Here is a 26991-nt window from a genome sequence, read left to right as displayed (position 1 = left end):
AAGGTAAAAAGTTCTATCAATACACTGCAATCGACGAATACTCCCGCTGGCGCTATGTGGAAGCCTTTGAAGAACACAGCACATATTCTTCTTCTGTTTTCCTTGAGCATCTCATCAGGCATTTTCCAATGCCTATAGAGTGTGTTCAAACAGACAATGGCACCGAATTCACCAAACGCTTTACACAGCCGGGAAAGGAAACTTTAACGATGTTTCAGCGCACCCTGAAAGATAACAATATCCGCCACAAGCTGATCAGGCCTTTTACACCGAGGCATAATGGGAAGGTAGAGCGCAGTCATCGCAAGGATAACGAACGCTTTTACGCCTCCCACAGATTTTATTCTTTTGAAGATTTTTCGAAGCAGCTGCAGATATACAACTACAGGGATTACAATCGCTTTCCTATGCGTCCTCTGGGGTGGAAATCGCCTCAAACTGTTTTGAATGATTTCGTGCTTGATTGTGTAACATATGTTTGACAAACCTACAAAAAAATTTTCAGACATTTCTCAGTAAGTTCTCAGGCATTTCTCCCGAAAATTGGATCATGCACACCTGAAAAATCATCCAAAGCGCCGGATGACGACCGTGCGCAGCCTTTACCCCGGAACACACAAACAGAGCAGGAGCTTTACAAAAAGCAGCCTGCCCTTTACATATCCTTATATGCGCCCTATGCTCTCAGCATCGAGCCGAGGAACGCGATAAGACGTTCATTCTCAGGAGCTTCGAATATTTTTTTCGGAGGTCCCTGTTCTACGATTTTGCCTCCGTCCATGAAGATGACTCTGTCTGCGACTTCCTTGGCAAACCCCATTTCGTGTGTAACGACGATCATCGTAGTGTGCTCCTTGGCCAGCAGCTTCATTACGTTCAGAACTTCGCCTGTTATCTCAGGGTCGAGCGCTGAAGTAGGTTCATCGAACAGCATGATGTCAGGCTTCATCGCGAGAGCTCTGGCGATAGCTATTCTCTGCTTCTGTCCGCCGGAAAGGTGCGCCGGATAGACATCCGCCTTGTTTTCCAGTCCGACCATTTTGAGCAGGTTGCGCGCATTCGCATACGCGCCCTCCTTCTTCTCCTTCTTGACCTTTATCGGAGCATACGTGATGTTCTCGATACATGTCATATGAGGGAAGAGATTGAAGTGCTGGAACACCATTCCAGTAGTTCCCTTGAGCTCTATCTCTCCGGAAGTTATGCTGTTGAGACCGTTGATGCATCTCAGCAGCGTGCTCTTTCCGGAACCCGACGGTCCGATGATCGCCACGATCTCACCCTTGTGCATCGAAAAGTCCACGTTGTCGACTGCCTTGAAGCCTGAATAGTCCTTCACGATGTTTTTCATTTCCAGTATGTTCTCTCTGCTCATCACCAGTCCTCCTTCGCATCATATCTCGAGAAATGCTTTTCCAGTCTGCCTGCGACCACAGTGAGCACGAATGTCATGATCAGATATATGATCGCTGCAAAGAAAAACGGAGTCATATCTGTCATCCTGTTTACTGCACTGTTCGTCGCTTTCATCAGTTCGATGACCGGCAGCGATGATGCCAGTGCAGTGTCTTTTACGAGCGTTATCGTTTCGTTCACGACAGGCGGCAGTATCGCCTTCATCGTCTGCGGGAGTATGATGTCCCCCATCGTCTGTCTCTTGGAAAGCCCCAGCGCGTGGGCTGCCTCGTACTGACCTCTGTCTATGCTGTTGATGCCGCCTCTGTATATTTCAGCAAAATATGCGGCATAGTTGAGCACATAGGTGAGCACCACGGTCACGAATGCGTTCATCTGTATATTGAGCACCAGCGGGAAAAAGAAGTAAAAGAAGAACAGCTGCAGCAGGAGCGGCGTTCCTCTGAAGATCCATACGTATATCTTGCAAATAATGCTGAGCGGTTTTATGCGGCTGTTGCTGCCGAGTGCTATAGGCAGACCGAGCGGGAGCGATATCACGATCGTCAGTGCGAACAGCTCTATCGTTACCACGGCGCCTTCGAGCATGAAAGGCAGGAACTCCATTAACTTGTCCATAATAACATCCTTACTTTAAAATCACTAAATCACTTCAAACATAGAAAAACGAGATACGGAAAATCCTCCCGTTCTCTCATATAGCTGCTGCCGTGCTTCCGCCGGCAGCTTTCATTATTCTGTATATCCTTTATACGTCACAAAACAGACAGACTCTCACCTGACTGCATTTCAGGAGAAGTCTGTCTGTATAAAGGCAGTGTTTCGTATTAGTCTTCGAGCGGCTCGAATACCACGATGTTCTTGCCGAACCAGTCATTGCTGATGTCAGCAGCTGTGCCGTTGTCTACCAGAGCCTTGATAGCGTCGTTCACCTTGTCTCTGAGTTCAGTGTTGTCCTTTGCGAATCCGATGACATAGTAGTCATCTCCGAGTGAGTAAGTGCATTCCTTCATCTCTCCGCCGAGGTTCTTGTTAGTGTATTCGCCGAGAACCTGGTCAACTGCGATGACATTTACTCTTCCTGCTTTCAGATCCATGATGGCAGTGTCATATGTGTCATATTCGCTGATGTTGTCCTTGAATGAATCATACGCTTCGTTTGCCTTGAGCATTTCGAGAGCTGATGAATCCACCTGTGTTCCTATCTTCAGATCAGCAAGCTGTGCTGCATCGGTAACGTCTGTATCCGAATCAGCAAGTGTCATGAGCACGATCTTGTTATTGAGGTATTTGTTGGAAAGCGCCATTTTTTCCTGTCTCTCAGGAGTTATGGACATACCGTTCCATACGCAGTCGATAGTTCCTGCTTCGAGTTCAGTTTCCTTAGCGTTCCAGTCGATCGGTTTGAATTCCACTTCCATTCCGAGTTCTTCGCCTACGGCATTTGCCAGGTCGATATCGAATCCGACGAGGTTGCCCTTTTCATCTCTGAAACCCATAGGAGCGAATGTATCGTCAAGACCTATCACCAGTTTTTCAGTGTCTGATGAATTGTCTGATCCGCCGCAGCCTGTGAGTGCAAACACGCCGAATGCCATTAACATTATCATTGTGATGCATAAAATCTTCTTTTTCATTGTGATCCTCCATAAATAATATTGTCATTGTGTTCAGTATCGATAAAGCAGTGTGTTATCGCTTTATCGCATTAAAATCATCGTCTATATCACTTTACACCACAAAAGCGCTCGTGTCAATCCCTAAGTGAAAAAAGTGAAGGCGGATTCTTTTTTTACATCAGTTTTTCTGACTTCCTGTTATAACGGCTGCACACCACCTTGCCTAGACCGGTATTCCGGCATCAGTGCTCTTTTTTTTGTTTTTAGCTGACATCACAAGGGCTGCCGTACTGAGTCCTGCTGCAATAATCGCAAAAATCAACGCAAGCCATGCCAGTTTTAACGCTTTTTCTATCCTGGCAGTGTCAGATGACTTGGCCTCAAGTTCCCCGTTTCCGTTTACATGACCTGCCTTGATCTGCTTGCCGTCTGACAACACCAAAACAAGATTGTCACTTTCATCCATGGTGACGCTTTTAATACCGTAAGTTGATACCGCATCTTTTCCGTCTCGTCCATTCACACCGGGTGCTCCGGTATCACCTTTTTCTCCGGTTGCTCCGGTATCACCTTTGTCGCCTTTTTCTCCGGTAGCTCCGGTGTCACCTTTGTCGCCTTTTTCTCCCGTAGCTCCGGTGTCACCTTTGTCGCCCTTTTCTCCTTTTTTACCGTCTTTTCCGTTTCTGATCAGGAATGAAAAAGTTGTTCCATCGGTATAAGTGATCGTATAGGTATCTACATTGCCAACCGTTGATGTCAGTGAAATATCAGAAATACCTCGTCCATCCTTGCCGGATGCTCCAACAAGGGATGCCAGCCACATTTCCTCGGTGCCGGTATAGCCTTTTTCAACCGCTATTTCATAGGCACTCTTTCCGCTTTCGCCTGTTTCTCCCCTCAATGAATCAAGCCATTCCTCTTCTGATCCGGTAAAGCCGTTCTCAACCGCTATTTCATAGGCACTCTTTCCGCCTTCACCTGTTTCTCCTCTCAATGATTCAAGCCATTCTTCTAAGGTGCCGACGTATCCGCTTTCAACGGCAAGTTCATATGCGCTCTTTCCGTCATCACCCTTTTCACCTATCACATTTGTGATATAACATGGGGCATGATTGGATACGGCTCCTTCAACTTTATCCTCTCCAAACAGAGGTTTCACGACAAAATCATATGCCAAACGTCCGTCAAGTGATTTATGTAAATATTTTGTCACACCTTTGCCTACTTCGCCTACTTTTGTGAGTTCCCCGGTTATCTCTACAACATAAATGCTGAATCCGACATTTTTTTCACGCGTTGTTTCAATTGTATTGGGATCTGTCCATGTAAGGGTTATGTTGTTGTCATCCTTGTTGTATTTTGCCTTAAGGTCGTTGACGGTAAGCCCCGGACTTCTTAAGTTTGAGAGTTTGTACCCGTAAACCGGCACAGTTCTTTCTCCGATATCTTTACCCTTAATGTTCTTATATTTGTATACGATATTCGATTTCCATTTTGCGATTTGCCATGTAAAAGCATACGATCTTATTGTCTGTTCAGAAAAACCTTCCTCCATCAATTCTCCAAGATCCAGATTTTTTACTCGCCCCTGATAACCTGTGGACTTTTCGTTGGTCTTTGATGTACTCTGACCCCACATGTGCTCATAGGCGCCGTATACTCCGGCTTTAAAAAACTTGCTTCCTCCTTTACCCTCAAGTTCAAAATGGACGCCGTGGCCATCTTCATCTCCTGAGGTCACCGAACTTCCCGTCACATATTCACTGGCATTTGATCCGCTGTTATATCCCAGCTCAAAGGCTGTATCGCTCAGTAGCTTCAGGTCTGAAGGGGCCCTTTGCCCTTTGCCGCCGTGATAGTACTCGTAAGGATCTCCCTCATTTCCGATATAAAGATTTCCTTTCAGTTTTTCCATAAGTGTCGGAGATTCCGTGAGCCCTTTGTCTTTGTATCTTTTTTGTATTTCCTTATTATAAGCATCAACAAAAGAATTATAATCCGAAACCGACATCTGCACATACTCCGGCTTGCCGGCATAAATCGAGCCGATTCCGTTTTCGATCCATTTCTCTTTTTCTGTATCCCACACCGAATAGGAATAAATGGTCATCGGCGTTCTGTAAAGAATTACCGAATCATAATTTGTCGCATCAAATTCTGTTGAGTGTTCCGTTCTAAAACTTGTTTCCGTGAAATGTCTCGTCATTCCCGTATAACCAGCCCTGAAACTGACGTCGAAATGATCCGTTCCTCCGCTTGCCGTAATTCCTGCCGAAAAGCTGTTTGTCTCGCTGTCTCCCTCGGAATAATTATAGCTGTCGGTATATCTAAGCGTCGTATCCCCAAAGTCCTTACCGAGTTCTTTATAATATGGTGCCGCCTGTAAAATCGCCTGCACCTGAGGATCTGCGTATAAATAATCTTTTCCCTCATATTTTACCATGAGGCCGTCATCGTTAATGTCGGCCGGACAAATGACAGCGGTATAACCCTGCTTCAGTTTACCGCCGTTTATGGAAGCCAGTCTGTTGGTTTTCCCCTGGAAAGCTTTTCTTGAGGTGGCAAAGTATTTCTCCGCAAGCTGTGTCGTTTTGTTTCTTTTGGACACTCCCACCATGCCTATCGTATAATCTGTTGTATATTTCGAATCCAGATAAGTTCCGGAAGACTTCCACGTTGTTCCGGCAATAAAGACCATCTGCTCGTATCCGCTGTAATTCCCGTCAAGAGGTGCTGCATAGGCACTGCTTATATAAGCGATATCGATTTTATCTCTTTTTTCTCCGGAATGTCCTTCAAAATCAGCAGCATCGAGCTCAGATTCAAAAAACGGTGACGCTGCTTCCTTCACGGCATTGACCGTACCTTGTGACAAATCGTACATTCTCCCGCCGCTAAACACATAGACGTAGTTTGCGGGTCCGTTTACCGCAACAGCAGTGGTTCCCATTGCCGGATAAGTGCGGGTATGACCGTATCCGTCAGTTTTTAATCCCGGCGGCATATCTACGGACTCGCAAACGCCACGCACCAGCGAATCCGTTTCTTTTCCGGAATCACTGTACGAAACCATCATGATCTTTTTTCCGTCCAGTGCCGGACAATCAAGAACATTATCATCAGATAAAAACGAACCGCCGTTTATTCCCGATACGATGATATCCTTATAACCGTTAAGGTTGGTATCGCCAATGCTGATGGTTGGCGAAAGCGGTACATTGATCTTTTCGTTTTCGCCGGATGCCTTTTTGTCGGAAACCACATAGGTCGTCTTTGTTTTATTAGACGCAATCACCGGACCCTGAGCATTTTCACCGTAGGCGACCGCAAGATACGGCTCAATGATCGTTTCACCGGCAGCAAGCGGTTTGGCGTATTCGGAAAACCTTTGCGTGAAAGAAATGACGGCAAGGTCATCTATTCCATCGGCATTAACATCTCCCGCCGCAAGATCACAGCCAAGTCTGAACCGTCCGTCCGCAGATACTTTGCTTCTTAGAGTTTCATATACTTCTCCTGACTGCATGTATGCAGGATGCAAAAGTGTTGCTCCCTCTGCTTCTTTTCCGATCACAGTAGCTCCGGTTCCCGAGGTGACCGAAAATTCCACCAGTTTTATATCATTGCCGTCACAGGATGCAAAGGCTACTACCGTATCATAGCCGTCATTATTAAAGTCTCCCGCAGTGATCGATATAAAGTTTTGTGCCTGATAAGGCAGCGTCACATCCTCGTCATTTGCATCCGTTTCCCGCATCCAGCTCATGTTTCCCATGCTGAAAGGTGTGCTTATCCGATTATTTTTGATGTCAAATACCCAAACCCAAGCCTGTGTCTCACTGCTGTCATCCTTTTTACAGATTCCGATAAAAGCGATATGGTCATTCCTTCCGCTTTTTGTCGGATCAAAGGAAACAGCCTGTATATAACTGCACTGCGAAAGAAACAGATTGTCCTTTCCCAAAAGATCTCCGTATTTGATCGTGGATTTGACCTTCCAGTTTTCACCAAGGACATTTTCCGCATTTGTCCCGTTATGTGTATCGTAAATTGCGGTCTTTGCAGCTGCATTGACAGCTTTAACGCTGTCTGCATACAAATCCTCACCATACAATGCAAAAAGCTCCGATTGCTTGAACAACATGAAAGGCTCTTTATTGGCTGCCCCGTAGGGGTTTTTTTCATCTTCCGCGTCGTAACCTGTCGGTTCGGAAGGATTCATAATGCTTTCGTTACTTGCATCGCCAAAGGCCGACCCGTATGTCTTTCTCGGATGGCTCTCCGATTCTTCTTTGTGACTTTGACCTGCATAAGCACTTACACTAAATGTCGCAAGTGACGAAATACCGAATACTATTGCCATAACAAAAGCTATTATTGAAGCAGCTTTTAATCTCTTTACCTTTTTCATCATACAGCTTTCTCCTTCCATCGATTCAGCCTTGACTGTTTATTTGCAGGCTCTTACTCATTTCCTCTGCTATAAAAAGCCTGACTGCCTTTTTCAAGACTTCTATTTGTGCTTCAAGATAATATTTGTCTTCAAACAATGCGTAGTGCACACAAGCTCTTACATAAATAAAAATAAGCGGCGTAATGGTAGTGTAGGGTATGCCGATCTTAGCTTCCAGCATTTTGGCATATTCTGTATATCTTTGATTGACACCTTCAAAAAACCTTTTACCGTGTTCAAAATACTTGGGATGCGTATAAACCTGATACATCATCCTGTACTTTTTTCCGTGTTTTTTGGCGGTCCACTCCGGTGTCTCATTTAGAAATCTGATGACATCTTCCTGATATTCAGGTGCCAGCATCATGAAATCATCCTCTACCTTTTCCATGCAATAGGCGGTCGACTCTATGATCAGATCGTCTTTGTTTTTAAAATAATGATACAGATTAGACGCCGAGACGCCGCAATGTGCTGCAAGCTCTTTCATTCCGGTTCCGTATAATCCGTTTTCGCAATAGTAATCATAGCACTTTTCCATCAGCTCATTTTTCTTCGCGTTGTGTTCTTCTATATTTCTTTCCTTCATATTTTATAAATTTTGCACCTCCATTGAATGAATGTTCGTTCACCTTTAAGATAACATAATCATTTTCATCTGTAAATGATTTATTTGCTTCCATAAATACCTTCAATGATAGCGAAACGATAGCACGCTTTTGAACTAAAGTTAATAGCTTGCTATTATTTCTGCATGTTATATGATATGTCTGCGATCCCCTGCTTAGCAAGGTCAGAACATTATTATCGCCCTCACCGGACAGACAGGTGCGCAGTATCCGCACGTGAGACAGATTCCGTGATCGACCTGGGCCAGTCCTCTGTCGTTGCGGAATATCGCCTTGTTAGGGCATCTTTCTATGCATCTTCCGCAGCCTTCACAGTCTCCGAGGTCGATGCGTATCTTCTTGCGGCTCACATCAGGCTGGAAATCCGCCGGCAGCTTCCCCTCCGCATATGCGACGAGACTGTCGACTTCTTCTTTTTTCCCCAGGCCTACCATGATCGACGATATGCCCTCGAGTCCTGCGACGTAGTTCAGCGCTTTCATGTAATGACCCGTGAGGTTGCCGCCGCCGAACGCTTTCATCGCGAACAGCCCTTTTCCCGCATCAGCGCACTTCTTTATAGCTGCCGCCATCTCCTCGCTGGTTCCCGGACCGCCGCCCTTCCTGATCCCGAGCCCTGCATAGTTTATCAGAGGGAACACGACGTCACATTCAGGAACATCTGCCATCTTTTCCACTACATCTATATGATGCGTCGAGACTCCGATCGCCTTGAGCACACCCTTTGCCTTATAGTCGATCAGACACTGCCACGCGCCCTTTCGCATCTCCCAGTCGGGATCCTGCCTGACCTCGTGAAGCAGGAATATCTCGATCATATCCGTGTCCAGCTCCCGCAGCGCCTCCTCGATCGCATACTCCATCTTCTCATACGAAAGATCCAGCGACTTCGTGCAGATCACAGGCCTCTCATTCGAACCGGCACTCATATCGATATCCTTCAGCGCCTCGCGCAGATACGGGTACGTCTCGTAGTACTGCGCCGTATCAAAAAAATTGACTCCCTTTGAAATAGCATATTTTATGAGCTCCGCGCCCTCTTCCACCGGCAGATCCAGCTGCGTGTTCCCCACCGTCAGCACACCGAACGAAACCGGAGAAACGTATAGATCCGTATTGCCTAATCTGTTCTTCTTCATTTATAGATGCCTCCTCTTATGATCATCAGCGTTGTCATATGACAGATTTTATCATAGGAGGACGGAGTTTACAATTCACTTGAGCGATGATGTCGATGTGTCCGATGTGTCGAAGTCGCACGAAATAATGCTAACAAATGTCAAATACATGTTTTCAGCTTTTCAGCTGATTTCAGTATTGTATGTTTTAACTCCTAAATCATATCAAAAAGTTATAATAGACTGTCACAAAACACCCCTCTCAGACACATTTTTTATACATTTCGCATTTCGAAAAAAATGCAGCCATAGAAAATATGACTGCGTAATCGATGTATAACTGATTTTTGTCCGGATCTTATTCTATGATCTCATACCCTGCCTGCTTCAAAGCCTCCAGAGCCTTATCATAATTCTCTTTCTTCGTCAGGACATAATCCGTATTGAATGTCGATACTGCAAATATGCCGATTTCATTCTCCGCAAGTATTCCCGCGATCCTCGACAGGATGCCTATCAGTGAAAAATCAAGGATGCCCTGTATCCTGAATGCTTTCCAGCCGTCATCCCTGTCTGTCACATTGACCGGCACATCGCCGGTGATGCACACCAGGGATCGTTCTTCATCGGTCCTGCCTGTGAACACATATTCCCTATCTATGTCGATCTGCGAGTAGTCTGCGACTTTATAGACCGAAAATTCATGATCTATCTTTTTGATTTCCATAATACTACTCCATAATATCCAATCATAAATAAAATTATGATTTCTCCGGTATATGCTGTCAGCGCTCATAATGCATCAATAATGCCGACGATATGATCTGCTTCTGCAACCGTAAGACGAGCATCGCCATTCAGTATCGCCCGGCGCATCATTCCGGCATCGTAGTAGGAAAACACAGGTATATCGTTCTCATTTCCGGATATTCGTACTGAAGTGTTTTCATTAGTAAAATAAACTATCCCTCTGACATATGTAAAGACGCCATTGTCGCGCAGCAGATTTGCCAGCCGGTATATATGCGTTCTTACCTGCTTTACCGGGCTGTAGATTTCTTTTGAATACAGTCTTCCGCCTCTACTGATTTTATCCTGTGTCCAGTAAGTATCCTCATAATCACCTGCAATCACCCCTCCATGGTTCTTGCTTTCAACAATAAACACTCCGCTTTTTCCTACGACTATATTATCTATTTCGCTGATTTTTCCATCATATTCTACTTCGATGTCCTGAAAAATTGTATAGTCATCCGGAAGGAGAGAAAGCTCTTCAGCAGTCACCCGTTCTCCGGAAATCCCTGAACGAAGTATTTGCATATCTTTATGATCATTAGCATGCAGATCTGGTATACAGATATAATATGTAAATGCACACATCACTATAAGAGCAAATACCAGAGATGCAGGTATCAGCAACTTTCCACCTATGTAAAATGCATCAAAGCAGATAACTGCAGCGTATATTGCAGAACATATCAGCAAAGCTGTCATGATGTTTTTTCGCTTTTCTTTCTGATGCCCTTCTCCGCGTCTTTGTATATCTAAATATTCTTTTTCTAACTGGTATCCTTTTTTAATGATCTTTGCCATTTTAACTCCGTTTTTTTTCTATGTTCTTCGTACGCTTTTACTGTTACCTGCCGATAATCATCAACACCACAACACTACTGCAGCGATCAAACCTGCAGGGGTTTATATATGGAACGGATGCTCTACAAGTTACGAACGAAGCCTTCTTTCTAAAAATATTATATATAAATTATTATTAAATTTCAACAGAATCATGGAATATTTTACCATTCTATAGTATAATATATTAAAGTATTATACGTAATTTTACTCATTATAATTGACGCACGTATTATTACGTAGTAAGATATAAGCAAGATAAGAAAGGCGCTTAAATCCTATACCAATGACACCGAAACAGATGGTAAAACTTCTTAAAAAGAACGGCTTTGAAATAGAAACAGGCAGGGCTCAAGTAGCTCTGCCCCTTTACAGGAGGTATATATAATGAAAAACAAGTATTTTTATCCTGCATATTTTCATAAAGCTGAGGAAGGCGGTTTCTGGATCTCATTTCCTGATATCCCAGAGTGTCTTACACAAGGTGATGATATGGCAGAAGCTTACGAAATGGCTATTGATGCACTGGGGCTCGCACTTGAAGATCGCATAAAGGAACATGACGTTCCAGCCCCTACTGAAATAGATAAACTTTCACCTGAAGACAATGCATATGTAGCACTTATCGAATTTGACATGCAGGCGTACAGAAAAAAACACAGCTCCAAAGCTGTCAAGAAAACTCTTTCTATCCCTCAATGGCTTAATGAAGAAGCGATTGCGCAAAACATAAATTTCTCTCAGGTCCTGCAGGACGGTTTAAAGGCAAGGCTTGGTCTGTAAAATAAAACTTGCATAAAAAAAATTGTTGCCCAGTTCTAAGCAATAAAAAAGCCTGCAGCTGTTAAAATTGCAGGCTTTTGAGTATGGAGCGGATGATGGGAATCGAACCCACAACTTTAGCTTGGGAAGCTAAGGTTTTGCCACTAAACTACATCCGCACAGCGTTCCCGATCGCTCTGCCGATCAGGAACGCCATTATTATATCACTTTTCGTCACGAATGTAAAACAGAATTATGCGACACGGATCGCCACATCTTCCGTCACACCGCAGGCCTGCTGCCGGCAGCTCTGTCGTCAGCTACAGCGCAGCGATCACTTCGATCTCGCACAGCGCGCCCTTTGGAAGCGACTTGACAGCAACGCATGATCTCGCCGGTTTCTCCGTGAAATACTCTGCGTACACTTCATTGAAAGCGGCAAAGTCGTCCATGTCAGCGAGGAAGCACATCGTCTTCACGACTTTGTCAGCAGTCGTTCCTGCCGCCTCGAGCACTGCGACGATATTTTTCATCGCCCTGTCTGCCTGCGCCTTGATGTCACCGTCCACGATATTGCCTGTTGCCGGGTCGAGCGGGATCTGTCCCGATGTGTAAAGCATGCCGTTCACTTCGACTGCCTGCGAATATGGACCTACTGCTGCAGGTGCGTTTTCTGTATGTATCTTTCTGATAGCACTCATTTGCAAAACCTCCTCAAACTGTTTTAAACTTATTCGTCAATTTATCATAACTACCGATCACTGCGGTGATCGCGCGTTTCGACTCCATTATTATATCACAATATCACATCTTCCGCTGTAAAACATACGTTGGTGAATGCGATCTTTCTGCTACGTTTTCCTTTACCGATGCACTGGCAGAAGGATCGGATCATAGCCGATGCCCGGATCTGAAGTCCGGACCTCATTGCCAGACACTATTCAGTATTTCATTCAGTCGATGAAACCGCCGCCTATCACGAGGTCTCCTTTGTAAAACACTATCGACTGTCCTGGCGTCGGCGCGCGCTGCGGCTCGCTGAACGAAGCCATTATCCTGCCGTCATCGAGCAGCGTTACCGATGCTTCCGCAGGCTTTGCGGCATAGCGGATCTTAGCTCTGATCCCGTCTCCGAGCCACGCTTTCAGCTCGTCCGGGATCGTCTGACAGACCTGACCGCCGCCGTTTCCTGCCACAGATCCTCCATCTTCTGCGGTGCAGACCATTTCATCTGAAATGCCAGATCCAGCGGCACATGCACTCTCATCTTGATCATCAGACCCGGCAGTGCAGACTCTCCCGGAAGTCTCAGCCTTAGTCACATCCGGACTGCCTTCCTCCAGGCTTCCATCCATCGGCGCCACATCCGTCCTGACACCGAACATCACATTCCCGGAAGAACAGACCTCGGTTTTGAACAGATCGGCATTGTCGCCGAGCACGACCTGATCCTTCACACCGTCTATCGCAGTGACGAAAGCAGGCTTTCCGAGCGCGATGCCCAGACCTTTTCGCTGGCCTATCGTGTAATTCAGGATCCCCTTGTGACGCCCCAGCACATTTCCCTGCGCATCCACGAAATCCCCCTCCGGAGTCTCGTATCCGCGGCGCTTCAGGAAATCCTTGTAATTGTCGTCCGCCTCTATGAAACAGATCTCCTGGCTGTCCTTTGCCTCGGCGTTCTTCATATCGTTTTTCCTCGCGATGTCGCGGATCTTTTCCTTGTCGTCGACATCGTTGAGCGGCAGCAGCAGTCTCGACACGACCTCCTGCCCCAGTCTGTAAAGCATGTACGACTGATCCTTCGCCTCGTTTGCTGCACGTCTTATGAACCACGTGTCCGTAGCTTCATCGTGATATGTGCCGGCATAGTGACCCGTCGCTATGTACTGCGCACCCTCCCGATCCGCAGTCTCCAGCAGCACCCTGAACTTTACACCGGGATTGCAGACGATGCACGGATTAGGCGTCCTGCCGCATGAATACTCGCTGCAGAAATTGCCGATCACCTTTTCGCGGAACTCATCGCTGAGATCCCTGTAGATGAACTTTATACCGAGCTGCTCTGCAGCAGTCTCGGCCTTCGCTCTGCCCTCCTCTGACTTGGCGCTGCCGCCGAACACATCGAAGTACAGACCTGTGACCTCATACCCCTTTTCCTTTAAAATCAAAGCGGCGGCAGTGCTGTCCACACCGCCGCTCAGACCCAGTACCACTTTATTCTTCTTCATCGATGTCATGATGATGATCCTCTTCCTCATTAGGATCGAATCCTTCGAGTCCCTTGTAAGTCTTGCCGTTCTTCATCGCATAATCGTAGATCGCAGCCTTTATAGCATGCTCCGCGAGGACCGAACAGTGCAGCTTTACAGCAGGAAGACCTCCGAGCTCATCGACGATCTTCTGATTCGAGAGCTCCAGCGCCTCTTCGACACTCTTGCCGATTATCATATCTGTCGCCATGCTCGATGACGCGATAGCGCTGCCGCATCCGAACGTCTTGAACTTCGCATCAGTTATGATGTCGTTTTCATCTACATTGATCGACATCTGCATCATGTCTCCGCAGACCGGGCTGCCGTAAGTACCTATACCGTCAGCGTTTTCGATTTCTCCTACATTGTGCGGATTCAGGAAATGATCCATTACTTTATCGTTATACAGTGCCATGTTTCTACCATCCTTCCTGTCCCGTTACCGGGGATAATTCTCTGAGTCGTGCCACGACTTTTACCAGTGTTTCAACAACATAATCTATATCTTCCTTCGTAGTGAAGTCGCCTACCGTGAATCTCACGGTGCCGTTCATCTTAGTTATCGAGATCCCTATCGCCTCGAGCACGTGCGACGGAACGAGCGATTTTGACGAGCATGCCGAGCCGGTCGAAATGCTGATCCCGAATGCATCCAGCATCAGCAGTATCGATTCACCCTCTATATAGTCGAACGACACGTTCAGATTGCCCGGGTGTCTCTTTTCGCGCGAGCCGTTCAGCGTCACGCCTGAGATGTTCGCCTCTATCTGCTCCCAGAAATAGTTCCTGAGCTTCGTGCTGTGCTCGATGTGCTGCTCCAGGTTCGCAGCCGCAAGCTCCGCAGCCTTTCCGAACCCCGCGATGCCCGCCAGATTCTCGGTACCTGCTCTTCGCTTCGTCTCCTGAGCTCCTCCGTGCATGAAGTTCGTTATCCTCACGCCCTTTCTCATGTAAAGCGCGCCTACGCCCTTCGGTCCGTATATTTTGTGTGCCGACATCGAGAGGAAGTCGACTCCCAGATCTTTCACGTCGATAGGCACATTGCCCAGACCCTGTACAGCGTCCGTATGGAAAAGCACGCCGTGCGCCTTTGCAACTGCCGCAAGCTCCTTGATCGGTTCGATAGTGCCGATCTCGTTGTTGACCATCATTATGCTCACGAGGATCGTGTCTTTTCTGATAGCTTTTTCGAGCGCTTCCGGCGATACGAAACCGTCGCCGTCAACGTCGAGATAAGTTATTTCAAATCCCAGCTTTTCGAGATATTCGCACGTGTGCAGTATCGCGTGGTGCTCTATCCTGCTGGTGATTATATGTCTGCCCTTGTTTTTCAGTGCGTTTGCAGTCCCTTCCAGGACCCAGTTGTCCGATTCGGTGCCGCACGAAGTGAAGAAGATCTCCTTGGGCTCAGCATTGATAAGCCCTGCTACCCTTGCTCTCGCTTCATCGAGTCCGGCCTTCGCATCCAGGCCTACTGAATAGAGACTGGACGGGTTGCCGTAACGTTCCGTGAAGAACGGCAGCATCTCCCTGACTACCTCTTCTTTAACAGGTGTTGTTGCCGAATAATCAAGATATACCTGTTTCATGATAAAACTCCTTTATATAAAAATTTATGTACGTTTTTTTCTGGGACTATATTATACCAATTTAATGAAGATTGCAATACGTTTCGGGCATAAAATGAAATTTTTCCTATGAATTTAGTAGGTAATAATCATTCTCCCCGGATTTCAAAGGATATGAGCCTGTAGTCGCCGTTGCTGACATCGACTCCTGCGAGGTATTCGCGCGTGATGTTTTCGACTCCGTCCATGCCGGCTATCGTCCAGTCGATCTTTATGCAAAACGTCATGCGGTCGTAGATCCGGCTCTTTTTCTCGATGCTGACGATGTCCATTTTTCTGATGCGCTCAAGATCTGTATCCTCGTATTCCCTGAGCGCGCTGATGTCTTTTGTGTAAAGTCTTCCCGTTTCGATCTGCCGGAGCTGCTTTTCTCCTTCCTCGTACGTTATCTCCCCGAACAGCACGCTTTCCATCACTGCGCTGCGCTTTTCCAGCAGTTTTTTCACCGTCCTTGCCTCATGTGTACCGGCAGCTCCCGTCAGGGCCAGTCCAATTATGCAGACTGCTGCCGTTATGAGGATCCATTTAATATATCTCTTTTCCATATTCCCCTGCTTTCCCCCTGCTGCGTGCGGGACTTTGCTGCTTTGATGATAAAATAAAAACAGCGAGAAACGTGATGCTTCCCGCTGTCGTAAACAAACTAATTTTGTCCGTTTTTCTCTCTTTCTTTCTGGATCTGGGCATTTTCCTTCTGGATCTTCGCCAGCTCTTCCTCTGACAGGTCCTCTACGAATTTCACTCTGCTTAAGTGACCCTTGAAATGCTCTCTGAACTTCTCTATGTATTCTTTTCTGAGCTGCTCCTGCTCTTTTTTCTCTTCTTCAGTCAGCCCTTCCTCACCTTTTGATTTTTTAGCAAGGTGGTTGATCCTGTCTATTTTCTCTTTTTTCAGCATAGTATCGCCTCCGTATGATTTATACCTTAAATGATATCCAATGCCTGCTATCGTGTCAACAAAATTCCCAAATTAAAGATGACTTTTAACGGTGTCTGTGATAAAATACAAATAATTGGCATGATTTGGGGAGGTTTTATACAAAATGAAAAACTTGGTAATTACAGGCCTTGGGGCTGTGACACCTGTAGGTATCGGTGTCGATGAATACTGGCAGGGGATCGTTGATATGAAATGCGGGATCGAGAAGATCACGAAGTTCAGCGATGAGAATGTCCCTATCACAATAGCCGGCGAGGTCAAGGATTTTGAACCTAAGAACTACATGTCACCTAAACTGGCTAAGGAAACAGGCACTTTCATACAGTACGCCTTTGCTTCTGCAAAGGAAGCGATCGAACAGAGCGGCATAGATATAGACGCCGAATCGGACAGAGTAGGCATCGTGATGGCTACCGCGCTCAACGGCACTTCGGAGATAGCCGACACTGAGCAGGCGTACGTCGAAGGAAAGAAGAAAGTCAGCCCGCGCTTCCTGCCTAAGATACTGGGGAATCTGGGTGCTGCGCAGATCGCGATAGCATACGGCATACACGGACCGAGCTTCACAGTGAGCACCGCATGCTCCTCAGGAGGAGATGCGATATGCATAGCAGCGATGCTCCTCAATTCGGGAGAAGCTGATGTGATGCTGGTAGCCAGCGGCGAAAGCTCGCACTGCCCTATCATAATGTCAACACTCGCACAGGCCAAAGCGCTTTCCAAAAATCCCGATCCGAAAACCGCATGCAGACCGTTCGATGCGGACCGCGACGGATTCGTGATGGGAGAAGGCGGCGGAGCCATCGTGCTTGAAACCGAGGAACACGCAAAAAAAAGAGGTGCAAAGATCATCTGCAGTCTCGCGGGATACGGCAACAACACTGACGCATATCATGTGACGTCGCCGAGACCTGACGGCAGCGGCGCAGTAGCATGCATGACGAGCGCTCTTAAAAAAGCAGGTCTTTCACCTGAGGATATAGACTATATAAACGCTCACGGAACATCTACTCCGGTCGGCGACCCTGTCGAAGTGCTCGCTATCAAGACGCTGTTCGGATGGAGCGATCCTGAAAGCGAGATGCCTGCCGAACTCAAGGTGAAGATCCCGCCTGTCAGCTCGACAAAGGGCAATACGGGTCATCTGATGGGTGCTGGCGGCATCACGGAAGTGATCGCATGCATCAAGGCGATCGAGACAGGCATACTGCCTCCGACTCTGAACTACACGACTCCTGATCCGAAATGCGATCTCGATTTCGTGACTGAGGGCCCTCGAAAGGCAAAGATCGACGTCGCTATGTCTAATGCCCTCGGCTTCGGCGGTCAGAACTCTAGCATCATCGTCAGGAGGTATACTGAAAACAAATAGCCCGGGGATCTGTATGCTTCAGTGATGCATACCGGTTTTCCGGTCATCTTCAGATGCTGGAAAATTCGAGGAGTATCACAGTTCCCCTTTCGGAGCTCTCCATGACTTCTACCTTGCCTCCATGGAGATTAATGATTTCCCAGACCAGGGAAAGCCCCAGTCCTACACCGCCAAGTGAGCGATTTTGCGATTTATCGATGCGGAAGAACGGCTGAAAGATATTATTTCTGAATTCATCAGGAATACCATATCCTGTATCTGAAATATAAATACGAACTTTCCCTGCATGTAAAGAAGTCTCGACTGATACCTTTCCTCCTTTTTTGTTGTATTTGATGGCATTTTCAACCAGATTGAAAAAGACACGATAGATAAGTATGTCGCTGCCCTTTATATCGGCACTTTCACCTGACTGCTCCAGCGTTATGTTTTCTTCTTCTGCCATCGATGAAAGGTCAGCGATCACTTCCTCTATCATAGGTCCGAGACTTATCGTATCGCTGCAGGGGACCGTCTGCAGTTCGCTCATATCCAGCAGTATCCTGACCATGTCTGACAGTCGCTCAGTCTGTTCTCTTATCATCGCTATAGTTTCGGCTGTCTTTTCCGATACGTCCTGGTTTTCCTCGACATAAAGATCCATCTGACTCTGCATAAGCGACAAAGGTGTCCGGAGCTCATGCGCCGCATTGGCGGTGAACTGATGCTGCGCTTCAAAAGCATGCGATATCCTGTCCAGCATATCGTTGAGAGATCTGCTCAGCAATGCGAACTCGGCGACATTATCTTCTTTTATCCGCATATCTGCTATGTTCTCCATACGGATCTCTCCAAGCTGTCCGGAAAACCTCTTCAGAGGTTCGAGGGAACGTCTGCTGACAAAAAAGACAACAAGACCGCTTATGATAATTACTGTTCCTGTGATCAGCCAGTTGTACATGCAGAAATGCGATCTGACCATGGCAAGCTCTTCTGTAAACTGTTCCTCGAACTGTCTGATGTACTCTGATGTATCTGAAACTTTTTCTTCACTGTATCCTGCGGTAAAATCCAGTACATAATCCCCCAGTTCTGTGATCTGCGCCGTTCCGGAGCTGCATATGGCGATTTTCATCGATACGCATGTGATTATGACTATGATCAGACTCATCAGGGTCATACGCCATCTGAGCGATATTTTTTTCATCTCTCGTCTCCTCCGATCTGATAACCTTCACCTATACGATTTCGGATGGGATCGTACCCAAGTTCTCCCTTGAGTTTTTTCCTCAGCGATGACATGTGCACACGTATCGAATTGCTGAAATTATCTACACTGCCGTCCCATACATGCTCGATGAGTTCTTCCTGACTCACAGGTCTGCCCTGGTTGAGCATGAGGTATTCCAGTATTCCCGTCTCCTTGCGTGTGAGACCTATCGCTTTCCCGTCTGCATATGCTGTTCTTCCCTTTGTATCAAAACAGAGTCTGCCGCAGAAAAGACTGACGTCATTCTGTATGAATCTGCGTCTTGTCAGGCTTCTTATACGCGCTTTCATCTCATCCAGATGAAAAGGCTTGACCAGATAGTCACTGGCTCCTGAATCCAGCCCTTCGACCTTGTCGGCGATCTGGCTTCTTGCAGAGATGATCAGGACGCCAGTCTCATTGTCGCAGGAACGCATATGACGAAGGAGTTCCATACCGTCGGTATCCGGAAGATTCAGATCAAGCAGTATCAGATCGTAATCGCCGCTGATCATATATTCAGCAGCAGAGCTGCCGTCGTGGCACATATCGACCTCATATCCCGCCTTGCGCAGGCTTTTCGCTATCCTGTCACAGAAGGCCTTTTCATCCTCTACAATCAAAAGCTTCATAACTGCTCTCCTTCCCTACTGCCTCTTGCCGGTTTTTTATCATTATAGCAAAAAAAATCATAAAAACCAGAAAATTCGTAACGCTGGCCATTTCTTAACAAAGATTTTATACCACTTGTAGTATCATGTACCCCAAAAGAGAGGTGATTTTATGAGAATCGAAAGAAAAACGGCTATTCGCATTCTGATGCTTGCAGCGGGCAGCCTGATGGTGATTTTCGGTATATGGAGGGAAGAGATCGGCTATGTATTCAACAAGGCTGTTAAAATATGTCTGGAGTGTATAGGTATTGGTTAGTAAAAAACGTTCTCTTTCCGGCAGGATCTCATCAGCAAGGATATGGCTGCAGGCCGCAGCGACTTTTTTCTCAAACCCGTTCCTGACGAACATACCGGTCGGAAGGCTCTACACGGGCAGTTTGAAAAAAGTATGTCTGCCCGGTCTGAACTGCTATTCATGTCCTGCTGCATCGGGAGCTTGCCCCATAGGTGCGCTGCAGGCCGTTTCCGGTTCTTCAAGGTTTTCTTTCTCTTTTTACGTGACAGGTTTTCTCGTTTTGATTGGAGTATTTCTGGGGCGTTTCATATGCGGATTCCTGTGCCCTTTCGGCTGGTTTCAGGAACTGCTTCACAAAGTGCCGTCAAGAAAACTTTCCACTGAAAAACTTAAGCCTTTACGTTATTTCAAATATGTGATCCTTCTTGCTGCTGTTTTCCTGCTGCCGGCAGTCATAGCGAACGCGGCAGGACTAGGTGATCCGTATTTCTGTAAATATATATGTCCGCAGGGTGTGCTGGAGGGCGCCGTCCCTCTTGCATTGGCAGACAGCAGCATCAGGGCGGCTCTTGGGAGGCTGTTCACATGGAAGGCGAGCATACTGCTCATGGTGATAATACTGAGCATCATATTTTACCGACCGTTCTGCAAATGGCTGTGTCCGCTCGGAGCATTTTATGCACTGTTCAACAGGATATCGCTGCTTAGTATCAGTGTAGACAGGGATAAATGTGTTTCATGCGGTATATGTGCCGATGTATGCGATATGGATGTCGATGTCACCAAAGCTCCCGATCATAACGAGTGTATACGGTGCGGAGTATGTATCAGGAACTGTCCTGCAGACGCGATATCCTACAGATACAGTCTGAAACCGGGACATGATAATTTACAGGCTCAGACTTCAAAGGGGAATAAATATAAATGTAGTAGTACAAGAACACAAAAAGGAGGTAATACCAATGAAAATCCGAAAATTACTGATCGCGATGATGATACTCATCATGGCTGTATGCATTGCAGCATGCTCAAACGGCGACACATCAGAAGGCTGTAACTGCAGCGATGCATGCATGAAAAACGGCATGTGTACAGAAGACTGTGAATGCCCTGACATGAAAGACGGCATGTGTCCTGAAGACTGTATGTGTATGAAAGAGATGGACGAAGACAAGGACATGATGGATGAAGACAAGGATATGAAAGACAAAGATATGATGGATGAAGACAAGGATATGAATTAAATCTTCTGTTTATGACCTCCATGAAGTAAATGCCGGTCATGTCTCCTGACAGCACGTCTTTTTCCATATATTACGACACAATGTTATTACTGGATTTCGCAAATATAAAGAAAGGAACGATAAATTATGAAAAAAACTCTTCCAACAATATTGCTCCTGTCGCTCATACTTATACTGACCTCTTGCAGCACCTGCTCAAAAGACAAGGCATGTTGCGGCGGCAGTGCCAGCAGTGGCAATGCCGGCTCTGACATGCAGAGTTTTCCGGCATTTACCGGCAGTGATCTTGACGGAGGTTCTGTAAGCAGCGATATCTTTGCGGAGAATTCAGTCACTGTCGTTAATTTCTGGTTCAGCAGCTGTGCTCCATGTGTCGGAGAACTGCCTGAGCTGAACGCTCTCAATGAGGAGCTCATGGAAAAAGGCGGTGCTGTCATAGGTATCAATACTGATACTCTTGGCGGCAGCAGTGACAGTATCAGCGAAGCAAAGAAGATTCTTGAAAAGCAGGGAGCACTTTACAGAAACCTGTATTTTGATGATGCTTCGAAGGATGCTATAGATTTCGCCAACAGTATCACCGCTTTCCCGACTACATATCTGGTAGACCGCAGTGGCAATATCATCGGCGAACCACTGAGAGGCAGTATAGATAACGAAGCATCTATGAAGATGCTGAAAGAGCAGATCGACAAGATCATAAAGGATGATATGAAAGCCCGGGATCAAGACAGCTAAACAGTCTCCCTCGTGATCCTGAGACTGCTGAGACTGCATGATTTATAAAAACACATGGGAGGAAATTACCATGAAAAAAAGCCTGATGACAGCCTTTCTTCTTTCTCTGCTGCTTGTCTGCGGCTGCTCTGCTGCTGACGAAAACAGCAGCAGAGAAAAAGATACGGCAAATATTGAGAAAATGGATTTTTCGAATGAACCCGAAAATGTAATATACCTTGCCGGTGGCTGTTTCTGGGGTATAGAAAAACTGATGCAGTCCATTCCGGGCGTGACCGATACCGAAAGCGGCTATGCTAACGGAACAGGTATATCCGATGCTGAATACAGCATAATATCTAAAGGCAAAACAGGATTTAAAGAAACAGTGCGTGTAGAATACGATCCCGAAAAAGTGAGTCTCGACGCACTGCTTCTGGCATATTTTTATGTGATCGATCCTACAGTCTCCAACAGGCAGGGCAACGATAAAGGAACACAGTATCAGACCGGCATTTATTATACCAACGATAAAGCAGAGGAAACCGTCAAACGTATCGCTGCTGTCGAAAAAAGCAGGCATGATGTGTTCGCTGTTGAAATCGGACCTCTTTTAAATTATTATCCTGCAGAAGAATATCACCAGGATTATCTTGAAAAGAATCCCGACGGGTACTGTCATATCCCCCGTAAAGAAATCGAATTGTTCTCAAAACTGACTATAGATCCCGGCGATTACATCAAACCTGCGACTGAAACTATCCGTGACAGGCTCACTGATGAGCAATACCGCATAACTCAGGAAAACGGTACAGAAGAACCTTTTAAAAATAAATTCTGGGATCAGTTTGAAAAAGGTATCTATGTAGATATCGTTACAGGAGAACCGCTTTTTTCATCTACAGACAAATTTGAAAGCGGATGTGGATGGCCGGCCTTTTCAAAGCCTATCGAAGACCCTGTCGTAGTGACAAAAGAAGATCGGAGTCATGGGATGCAGCGTACTGAAGTGCGCAGCAGAAGCGGCAACTCGCATCTCGGACATGTTTTCACCAATGACCCCGAATCGCCAAACGGAGTGCGGTACTGCATCAACAGTGCGTCTCTTCGCTTTGTTCCTTATGCAAAGATGGAAGCTGAAGGTTACGGGTATCTTCTGTATCTTTTTGAGTAAATGACAGATGATCCGTCTGTTATCCGACATGAAAAACGTCAAAAAAAAAAACAGAGAGCCTTCCGATCGGAAAACCGACGTATCATAGAAACGTCATCTCCGATCGGAGGGCTCTTTCAGTAAAAATCCCTGCATCTTATATTTATTTGTATCCTCAGCGTCCGAATCTGACGATCATCTTCGTTCCGATCCCGTCTGCGCTTTCCACTTCTATCGTGCCGCCCATCTGTGCGACGGCATGTTTGACGATCGAAAGTCCGAGACCTGTGCCGTCCACCTGCTGGTTGTGGCTCTCATCTACACGGAAGAATCTTTCGAAGATCCTGTCTCTGCACTCGAACGGTATGCCGATGCCGGTGTCTTCGACCGAAAGCTCCGCACCCTCGTGCAGATCTGCCACCTTTACGATGACTGAACCGTTCTCGCGATTGTACTTGATCGCATTGTCGCACAGGTTGTAGATGATCTCGCTGCAGAGCGACGGGATACCGTGTATCTTCGCATGACTGCCTTCCAGATACATGCTCACGCCCTTTTCCTCGGCCTTCATAGAAAGTCTTTCTATCACGTCTTTTGCGCTTTCCATGAGATCGACCTCCGAAAACTCCTCGGGAAAAGAATTTTCGTCCAGCCTGGAGAGCTTGATGATATCGTCGATCAGCGTGATCATGCGGCCGGATTCATCTCTTATCGTCCTGCCGAAATCCTTCACATCATGCTGCTTGACGATGCCCTCTGCCATCATGTCGGAAACTCCGTATATCGTCGTCAGCGGCGTTTTCAGCTCATGCGAAACGTTCGACGTGAATTCTCTGCGCAGCTTTTCGCGATGTTCCTTTTCCGTAACGTCCATGATTATGATGACCGCTCCGACGACTTTGCCGCTTTCCGTTACAGGATTGGCTATGATGTTGTAGTATCTGTTCTTGAGCTCGAGCAGCTGCTGGCTGTGTCTGCCTGAAAGCGCCTCTTCTGCGGCTGTCCTGAATCCGGTGCTCCTGTTGAGCTCGAATGCCGAATGCGGCTCTTCCGTGTCCGTGTCTCCGAGAAGTCTTACAGCCGCGGTATTGTACGAAAGGATCTCCATCTTGGTGTCGATCAGCAGGAACCCTTCGCTCATGTTCTCCGTTATCGCCATGAATTCCTTCTGTCTTCGCTTCATCGCCTCGAGCTGCATGTCGATGCGCCTGTTCTGCTCTCTGATCTTGGTCACGAGCGGCGCCAGCTCCGGATAAGGCTCTTCCGCCTCCGGATCTTCGGGATCAAGCGCATTGACGGGAGCTGTTATCCACGATGCTACCTTCCTCGATACGATATAAGCGAGGATTATCACTGCTATGAGTATCAGTATGAACGGAGCGAGCATACCTCTGAGCATCATGCTCACCATGCTCTGCTGCTGTGCGATCCTCACGACGTCACCGTTATCCAGCAGCTTTGCATAATATATCGTCCTGGTCGAAAGCGTGTCCGAATATCTTACCGCAAAGGCCTCGCCGTTTTTCTCAGCCTCGGCGATCTCCTCTCTGCTTCCGTGGTTATCCATGTCTGCAGCATCCTTGTATGAATCGAAGAGCACACTGCCGTCCTGCGCGATCAGCGTGATCCTGTTCTTTACATTCTTTATATCGTAAAGTCCGGAAACGTCGTTTTCTGCGATCTGCGCAACGAAATTTCCTTCTTCCTTCAGCTCATCCTCTATGATCTTTCCGAAATATCCGTGCAGCACGTATGATACGCACAAAACGCAGATGAGCAGCACTGCAGCCGATACGGCAAGGATGCTCCTGAATATCTTCTTACTCATCACTTCCTCCTATCTTGTATCCCAGGCCGCGCACCGTCCTGATCAGGCTGCCGGCCTCGCCCAGCTTGGAACGGAGAGTCCTGATATGTACGTCGACAGTGCGGTTTTCCCCGTCGAACTCGTATCCCCATATCTTTGAAAGGATCTCATCTCTCGTCAGCACTATCCCCTCGTTTCTGAAAAGCAGGCAGAGAAGCTCGAATTCCTTGAAGGTCAGCGTGACGTCCTTTCCGTCCACCTTTACTATATGCTTCGACGGACAGAGATAAAGTGCGCCTTTCCTGTACTCCACGGGATCGTTGTTCATACCGCTTCTCCTGAGCAGCGCCTTGATGCGCGAGATCAGCTCCATCGTGCCGAACGGCTTTGCGACATAATCGTCTGCGCCGCTGTCGAGACCCACCACTTTATCGTACTCCGTGCCTTTGGCAGTCAGCATTATCACCGGCATCTCCTTTGTCGAACTGTCTGATCTTATCTTTTTCAGTATGGAAATGCCGTCCTCGCCGGGGAGCATGATGTCGAGGAGCAGAAGATCGGGTTTCTTTTTCTTCATCGCATCCCAGAATTTTTCCGGGTGATCGAAGCCTTCCGCATCGAGTCCTGTATTCTTGAGCGCATAGATCACGAAATTCCTTATGTTGTTGTCATCTTCAAGAAAATATATCATATCGTTTCCTTTTCCTGCTGTTCACTGACATGCTTTCCGGTCACGGAGAATATCACCCATTCTGCGATGTTGACGGCATGGTCGCTTATCCTTTCCAGATATTTGGCGATCATCAGTATATCAAACATATATTCGCCGTGCGAGCGGTCGGCAGTGACAGCATCTATCAGATCGTTTTTGACGCGGATGAAGAGGTCATCCACCTTGTCATCACTGATTATAACATTTTTCGCGATGCCGATGTCTTTTTTTACGAATGAATCGATACTTTCCGTCACCATCTGTATCGCGGTCTGTGCCATGGCGCTTATGTGATCCTGGCAGAACCCTCCGGCCCCGTCATCTATCGTCTTCGTTATCTCGGCTATATCGTAAGCCTGATCTCCGATCCTTTCCATGTCTGAGATCATCTTGAGCGCTGAGGATATCGTCCTCAGATCCTTTGCCACCGGCTGCTGCTGCAGTATCAGCTTGAGGCACGCGGTTTCGATCTCGCGCTCTCTTTCGTCGATCACCTCATCCGTGCTGAATGTCTTTTCTCTCATCTCGTCGCTGCCGGTCTCAAGTGCCTTCACCGCATATGTTATCGCCTCTTCGCAAAGCGCGCCCATGTCTATGAGCATCACGTTGAGCTTTTCCAGCTGTTCATCGAATTTAACACGCATCAGCCAAACCTCCCTGTTATGTAATCTTCTGTACGTTTGTCTTCCGGCATGGAAAACAGTTTATCTGTATCGTTGAACTCCACCATGTCTCCCAGCAGGAAAAACGCGGTCTTGTCGGATATCCTGGCCGCCTGCTGCATGTTGTGAGTCACCATGATTATCGTGTATTTCTCCTTGAGCTCGACTGCCAGATCCTCTATCTTCGAAGTCGATATCGGGTCGAGTGCAGATGTCGGCTCATCCATCAGTATCACCTCAGGCTCGACCGCCAGAGCTCTCGCTATGCAGAGTCTCTGCTGCTGTCCGCCGGAAAGTCCCAGCGCGCTTTTGTTCAGCCTGTCTTTCACTTCGTCCCAGATAGCCACGTCCTTCAGGGATTTCTCGACGATCTCGTTCAGTCTGGATTTTGAATGAATACCGTGAGTCCTCGGACCATATGCTATATTATCGAATATGCTCATAGGGAAAGGATTCGGCTTCTGGAAAACCATGCCGACTCTCTTTCGCAGCTTGTTAACGTCTATCTTTCCGTAGATGTCTTCGCCGTCGAGCTGCACGGAGCCCGTTATCCTGCATCCCTCAACGAGGTCGTTCATGCGGTTCAGCGTCTTAAGAAGCGTCGACTTGCCGCATCCGGACGGCCCTATAAATGCTGTGATTTCTTTTTCCTGTATGTTAAGGTTTATGTTCTTCAGAGCTTTGAAATCACCGTAAAAAAGCTCCAGATCCTTTATCGTGTATTTATCCATATCG

28 protein-coding genes, 1 tRNA gene and 1 pseudogene are annotated in these 26991 nt (G+C 47.0%); 8 read left to right on the top strand and 22 right to left on the bottom strand.

What is annotated here, in order from left to right; all coding sequences use genetic code 11:
- A partial coding sequence (locus tag OCV59_RS11320) for a DDE-type integrase/transposase/recombinase (RefSeq protein WP_147594547.1) occupies positions 1 to 482 on the top strand: 482 nt, incomplete at its 5' end.
- A 194-nt stretch (positions 483 to 676) separates the two neighbouring features.
- Here the strand turns inward: OCV59_RS11320 and OCV59_RS11315 are convergent.
- The 9 genes from OCV59_RS11315 to OCV59_RS11275 all read right to left on the bottom strand — a co-directional run bounded on the left by OCV59_RS11315 (position 677) and on the right by OCV59_RS11275 (position 10828).
- Positions 677 to 1375: an amino acid ABC transporter ATP-binding protein gene (locus OCV59_RS11315; RefSeq protein ID WP_147594546.1), complete on the bottom strand. Its 699-nt coding sequence runs from the start codon at positions 1373 to 1375 to the stop codon at positions 677 to 679.
- Positions 1375 to 2034: an amino acid ABC transporter permease gene (locus tag OCV59_RS11310; RefSeq protein WP_147594545.1), complete on the bottom strand. Its 660-nt coding sequence runs from the start codon at positions 2032 to 2034 to the stop codon at positions 1375 to 1377. The genes OCV59_RS11315 and OCV59_RS11310 overlap by 1 nt, the downstream gene beginning before the upstream one ends.
- A gap of 209 nt (positions 2035 to 2243) precedes the next feature.
- Positions 2244 to 3053 (bottom strand): amino acid ABC transporter substrate-binding protein, encoded by an 810-nt coding sequence (locus OCV59_RS11305; RefSeq protein WP_147594544.1) that lies wholly within the window; start codon positions 3051 to 3053, stop codon positions 2244 to 2246.
- Between the two features lie 205 nt (positions 3054 to 3258).
- Positions 3259 to 7449: a collagen-like triple helix repeat-containing protein gene (locus tag OCV59_RS11300; protein WP_262584370.1), complete on the bottom strand. Its 4191-nt coding sequence runs from the start codon at positions 7447 to 7449 to the stop codon at positions 3259 to 3261.
- A 22-nt stretch (positions 7450 to 7471) separates the two neighbouring features.
- Entirely contained in the window at positions 7472 to 8029 is a 558-nt protein-coding gene (locus tag OCV59_RS11295; RefSeq protein WP_262584369.1) for a TetR/AcrR family transcriptional regulator, read from the bottom strand.
- A gap of 4 nt (positions 8030 to 8033) precedes the next feature.
- Positions 8034 to 8171 (bottom strand): hypothetical protein, encoded by a 138-nt coding sequence (locus OCV59_RS11290; protein WP_262584368.1) that lies wholly within the window; start codon positions 8169 to 8171, stop codon positions 8034 to 8036.
- A gap of 110 nt (positions 8172 to 8281) precedes the next feature.
- The gene (locus OCV59_RS11285; protein ID WP_147594542.1) at positions 8282 to 9256 is read right to left on the bottom strand and encodes an aldo/keto reductase; all 975 of its coding nucleotides are present in this window, start codon (positions 9254 to 9256) and stop codon (positions 8282 to 8284) included.
- A gap of 337 nt (positions 9257 to 9593) precedes the next feature.
- The gene (locus OCV59_RS11280) at positions 9594 to 9962 is read right to left on the bottom strand and encodes an ACT domain-containing protein (RefSeq protein WP_147594541.1); all 369 of its coding nucleotides are present in this window, start codon (positions 9960 to 9962) and stop codon (positions 9594 to 9596) included.
- A 65-nt stretch (positions 9963 to 10027) separates the two neighbouring features.
- Positions 10028 to 10828, bottom strand: a complete 801-nt coding sequence (locus OCV59_RS11275; protein WP_147594540.1) for a nuclease-related domain-containing protein — start codon at positions 10826 to 10828, stop codon at positions 10028 to 10030.
- A 426-nt stretch (positions 10829 to 11254) separates the two neighbouring features.
- Here OCV59_RS11275 and OCV59_RS11270 point away from each other — a divergent pair, with 426 nt between their 5' ends.
- On the top strand, positions 11255 to 11650 hold the full coding sequence (locus OCV59_RS11270) for a type II toxin-antitoxin system HicB family antitoxin (RefSeq protein ID WP_147594539.1): 396 nt from the start codon (positions 11255 to 11257) through the stop codon (positions 11648 to 11650).
- Between the two features lie 84 nt (positions 11651 to 11734).
- On the opposite strand, the gene OCV59_RS11265 is transcribed toward OCV59_RS11270, so the two are convergent.
- From OCV59_RS11265 to OCV59_RS11235, 7 genes and pseudogenes are all read right to left on the bottom strand, one after another.
- Positions 11735 to 11808: transfer RNA gene (locus OCV59_RS11265), tRNA-Gly, on the bottom strand.
- A 141-nt stretch (positions 11809 to 11949) separates the two neighbouring features.
- On the bottom strand, positions 11950 to 12330 hold the full coding sequence (locus tag OCV59_RS11260; protein WP_262584367.1) for a RidA family protein: 381 nt from the start codon (positions 12328 to 12330) through the stop codon (positions 11950 to 11952).
- A 252-nt stretch (positions 12331 to 12582) separates the two neighbouring features.
- Positions 12583 to 13890 (bottom strand): tRNA 2-thiouridine(34) synthase MnmA, encoded by a 1308-nt coding sequence (gene mnmA, locus OCV59_RS11255; protein ID WP_147594538.1) that lies wholly within the window; start codon positions 13888 to 13890, stop codon positions 12583 to 12585.
- Positions 13847 to 14293 carry a Fe-S cluster assembly scaffold protein NifU gene (nifU, locus tag OCV59_RS11250; RefSeq protein ID WP_449495055.1) on the bottom strand — a complete coding sequence of 149 codons (447 nt, stop codon included), beginning with the start codon at positions 14291 to 14293 and terminating at the stop codon, positions 13847 to 13849. The genes mnmA and nifU overlap by 44 nt, the downstream gene beginning before the upstream one ends.
- A 10-nt stretch (positions 14294 to 14303) precedes the next feature.
- Positions 14304 to 15473, bottom strand: a complete 1170-nt coding sequence (nifS, locus tag OCV59_RS11245) for a cysteine desulfurase NifS (protein WP_147594536.1) — start codon at positions 15471 to 15473, stop codon at positions 14304 to 14306.
- Positions 15474 to 15601: 128 nt separating this feature from the next.
- On the bottom strand, positions 15602 to 16057 hold the full coding sequence (locus OCV59_RS11240; RefSeq protein ID WP_147594535.1) for a hypothetical protein: 456 nt from the start codon (positions 16055 to 16057) through the stop codon (positions 15602 to 15604).
- A 191-nt stretch (positions 16058 to 16248) separates the two neighbouring features.
- Positions 16249 to 16410: pseudogene (locus OCV59_RS11235) on the bottom strand (DUF896 domain-containing protein); the annotation flags it as partial.
- Between the two features lie 145 nt (positions 16411 to 16555).
- Here OCV59_RS11235 and fabF point away from each other — a divergent pair.
- Entirely contained in the window at positions 16556 to 17824 is a 1269-nt protein-coding gene (gene fabF / locus OCV59_RS11230; protein WP_147594533.1) for a beta-ketoacyl-ACP synthase II, read from the top strand.
- Positions 17825 to 17873: 49 nt separating this feature from the next.
- Here the strand turns inward: fabF and OCV59_RS11225 are convergent, their stop codons facing one another.
- Both OCV59_RS11225 and OCV59_RS11220 read right to left on the bottom strand, forming a co-directional pair.
- On the bottom strand, positions 17874 to 19010 hold the full coding sequence (locus OCV59_RS11225) for a sensor histidine kinase (RefSeq protein WP_147594532.1): 1137 nt from the start codon (positions 19008 to 19010) through the stop codon (positions 17874 to 17876).
- A complete protein-coding gene (locus tag OCV59_RS11220; RefSeq protein WP_147594531.1) occupies positions 19007 to 19684 on the bottom strand; it encodes a response regulator transcription factor in 678 nt (225 codons plus the stop codon). The genes OCV59_RS11225 and OCV59_RS11220 overlap by 4 nt, the downstream gene beginning before the upstream one ends.
- A gap of 151 nt (positions 19685 to 19835) precedes the next feature.
- Between OCV59_RS11220 and OCV59_RS11215 the strand changes: the two genes are divergently transcribed.
- The 5 genes from OCV59_RS11215 (at position 19836) to msrB (ending at position 23096) form a co-directional block, all read left to right on the top strand.
- Positions 19836 to 19982 carry a CD1871A family CXXC motif-containing protein gene (locus OCV59_RS11215; RefSeq protein WP_262584366.1) on the top strand — a complete coding sequence of 49 codons (147 nt, stop codon included), beginning with the start codon at positions 19836 to 19838 and terminating at the stop codon, positions 19980 to 19982.
- On the top strand, positions 19975 to 21018 hold the full coding sequence (locus OCV59_RS11210; RefSeq protein ID WP_147594530.1) for a 4Fe-4S binding protein: 1044 nt from the start codon (positions 19975 to 19977) through the stop codon (positions 21016 to 21018). The genes OCV59_RS11215 and OCV59_RS11210 overlap by 8 nt, the downstream gene beginning before the upstream one ends.
- A gap of 16 nt (positions 21019 to 21034) precedes the next feature.
- Positions 21035 to 21205, top strand: coding sequence for a hypothetical protein (locus tag OCV59_RS11205; RefSeq protein WP_262584364.1), 171 nt, complete (start codon positions 21035 to 21037; stop codon positions 21203 to 21205).
- Between the two features lie 126 nt (positions 21206 to 21331).
- Positions 21332 to 21943: a TlpA family protein disulfide reductase gene (locus OCV59_RS11200; RefSeq protein ID WP_147594528.1), complete on the top strand. Its 612-nt coding sequence runs from the start codon at positions 21332 to 21334 to the stop codon at positions 21941 to 21943.
- Between the two features lie 181 nt (positions 21944 to 22124).
- Positions 22125 to 23096, top strand: coding sequence for a peptide-methionine (R)-S-oxide reductase MsrB (gene msrB, locus OCV59_RS11195; protein WP_394803009.1), 972 nt, complete (start codon positions 22125 to 22127; stop codon positions 23094 to 23096).
- Between the two features lie 154 nt (positions 23097 to 23250).
- Here msrB and OCV59_RS11190 read toward each other — a convergent pair whose 3' ends face one another.
- From OCV59_RS11190 to pstB, 4 genes are read right to left on the bottom strand one after another with little or no spacing between them, the layout of a single operon-like run.
- Entirely contained in the window at positions 23251 to 24903 is a 1653-nt protein-coding gene (locus OCV59_RS11190) for a sensor histidine kinase (RefSeq protein WP_147594526.1), read from the bottom strand.
- Positions 24896 to 25573, bottom strand: a complete 678-nt coding sequence (locus OCV59_RS11185; RefSeq protein ID WP_147594525.1) for a response regulator transcription factor — start codon at positions 25571 to 25573, stop codon at positions 24896 to 24898. Before OCV59_RS11185 ends, OCV59_RS11190 begins: the two co-directional genes overlap by 8 nt.
- Positions 25570 to 26238, bottom strand: a complete 669-nt coding sequence (gene phoU / locus OCV59_RS11180; protein WP_147594524.1) for a phosphate signaling complex protein PhoU — start codon at positions 26236 to 26238, stop codon at positions 25570 to 25572. The genes OCV59_RS11185 and phoU overlap by 4 nt, the downstream gene beginning before the upstream one ends.
- Positions 26238 to 26987 carry a phosphate ABC transporter ATP-binding protein PstB gene (gene pstB / locus OCV59_RS11175; RefSeq protein ID WP_147594523.1) on the bottom strand — a complete coding sequence of 250 codons (750 nt, stop codon included), beginning with the start codon at positions 26985 to 26987 and terminating at the stop codon, positions 26238 to 26240. The genes phoU and pstB overlap by 1 nt, the downstream gene beginning before the upstream one ends.
- Positions 26988 to 26991 lie beyond the last annotated feature (4 nt).

Source organism: Brotomerdimonas butyrica, from assembly GCF_025567305.1.
GTDB lineage: Bacteria > Bacillota > Clostridia > Peptostreptococcales > Anaerovoracaceae > Lentihominibacter > Lentihominibacter butyricus.
Note: the sequence above shows the minus strand (reverse complement) of the source record. Positions and strands in the feature narration are given on the sequence as shown.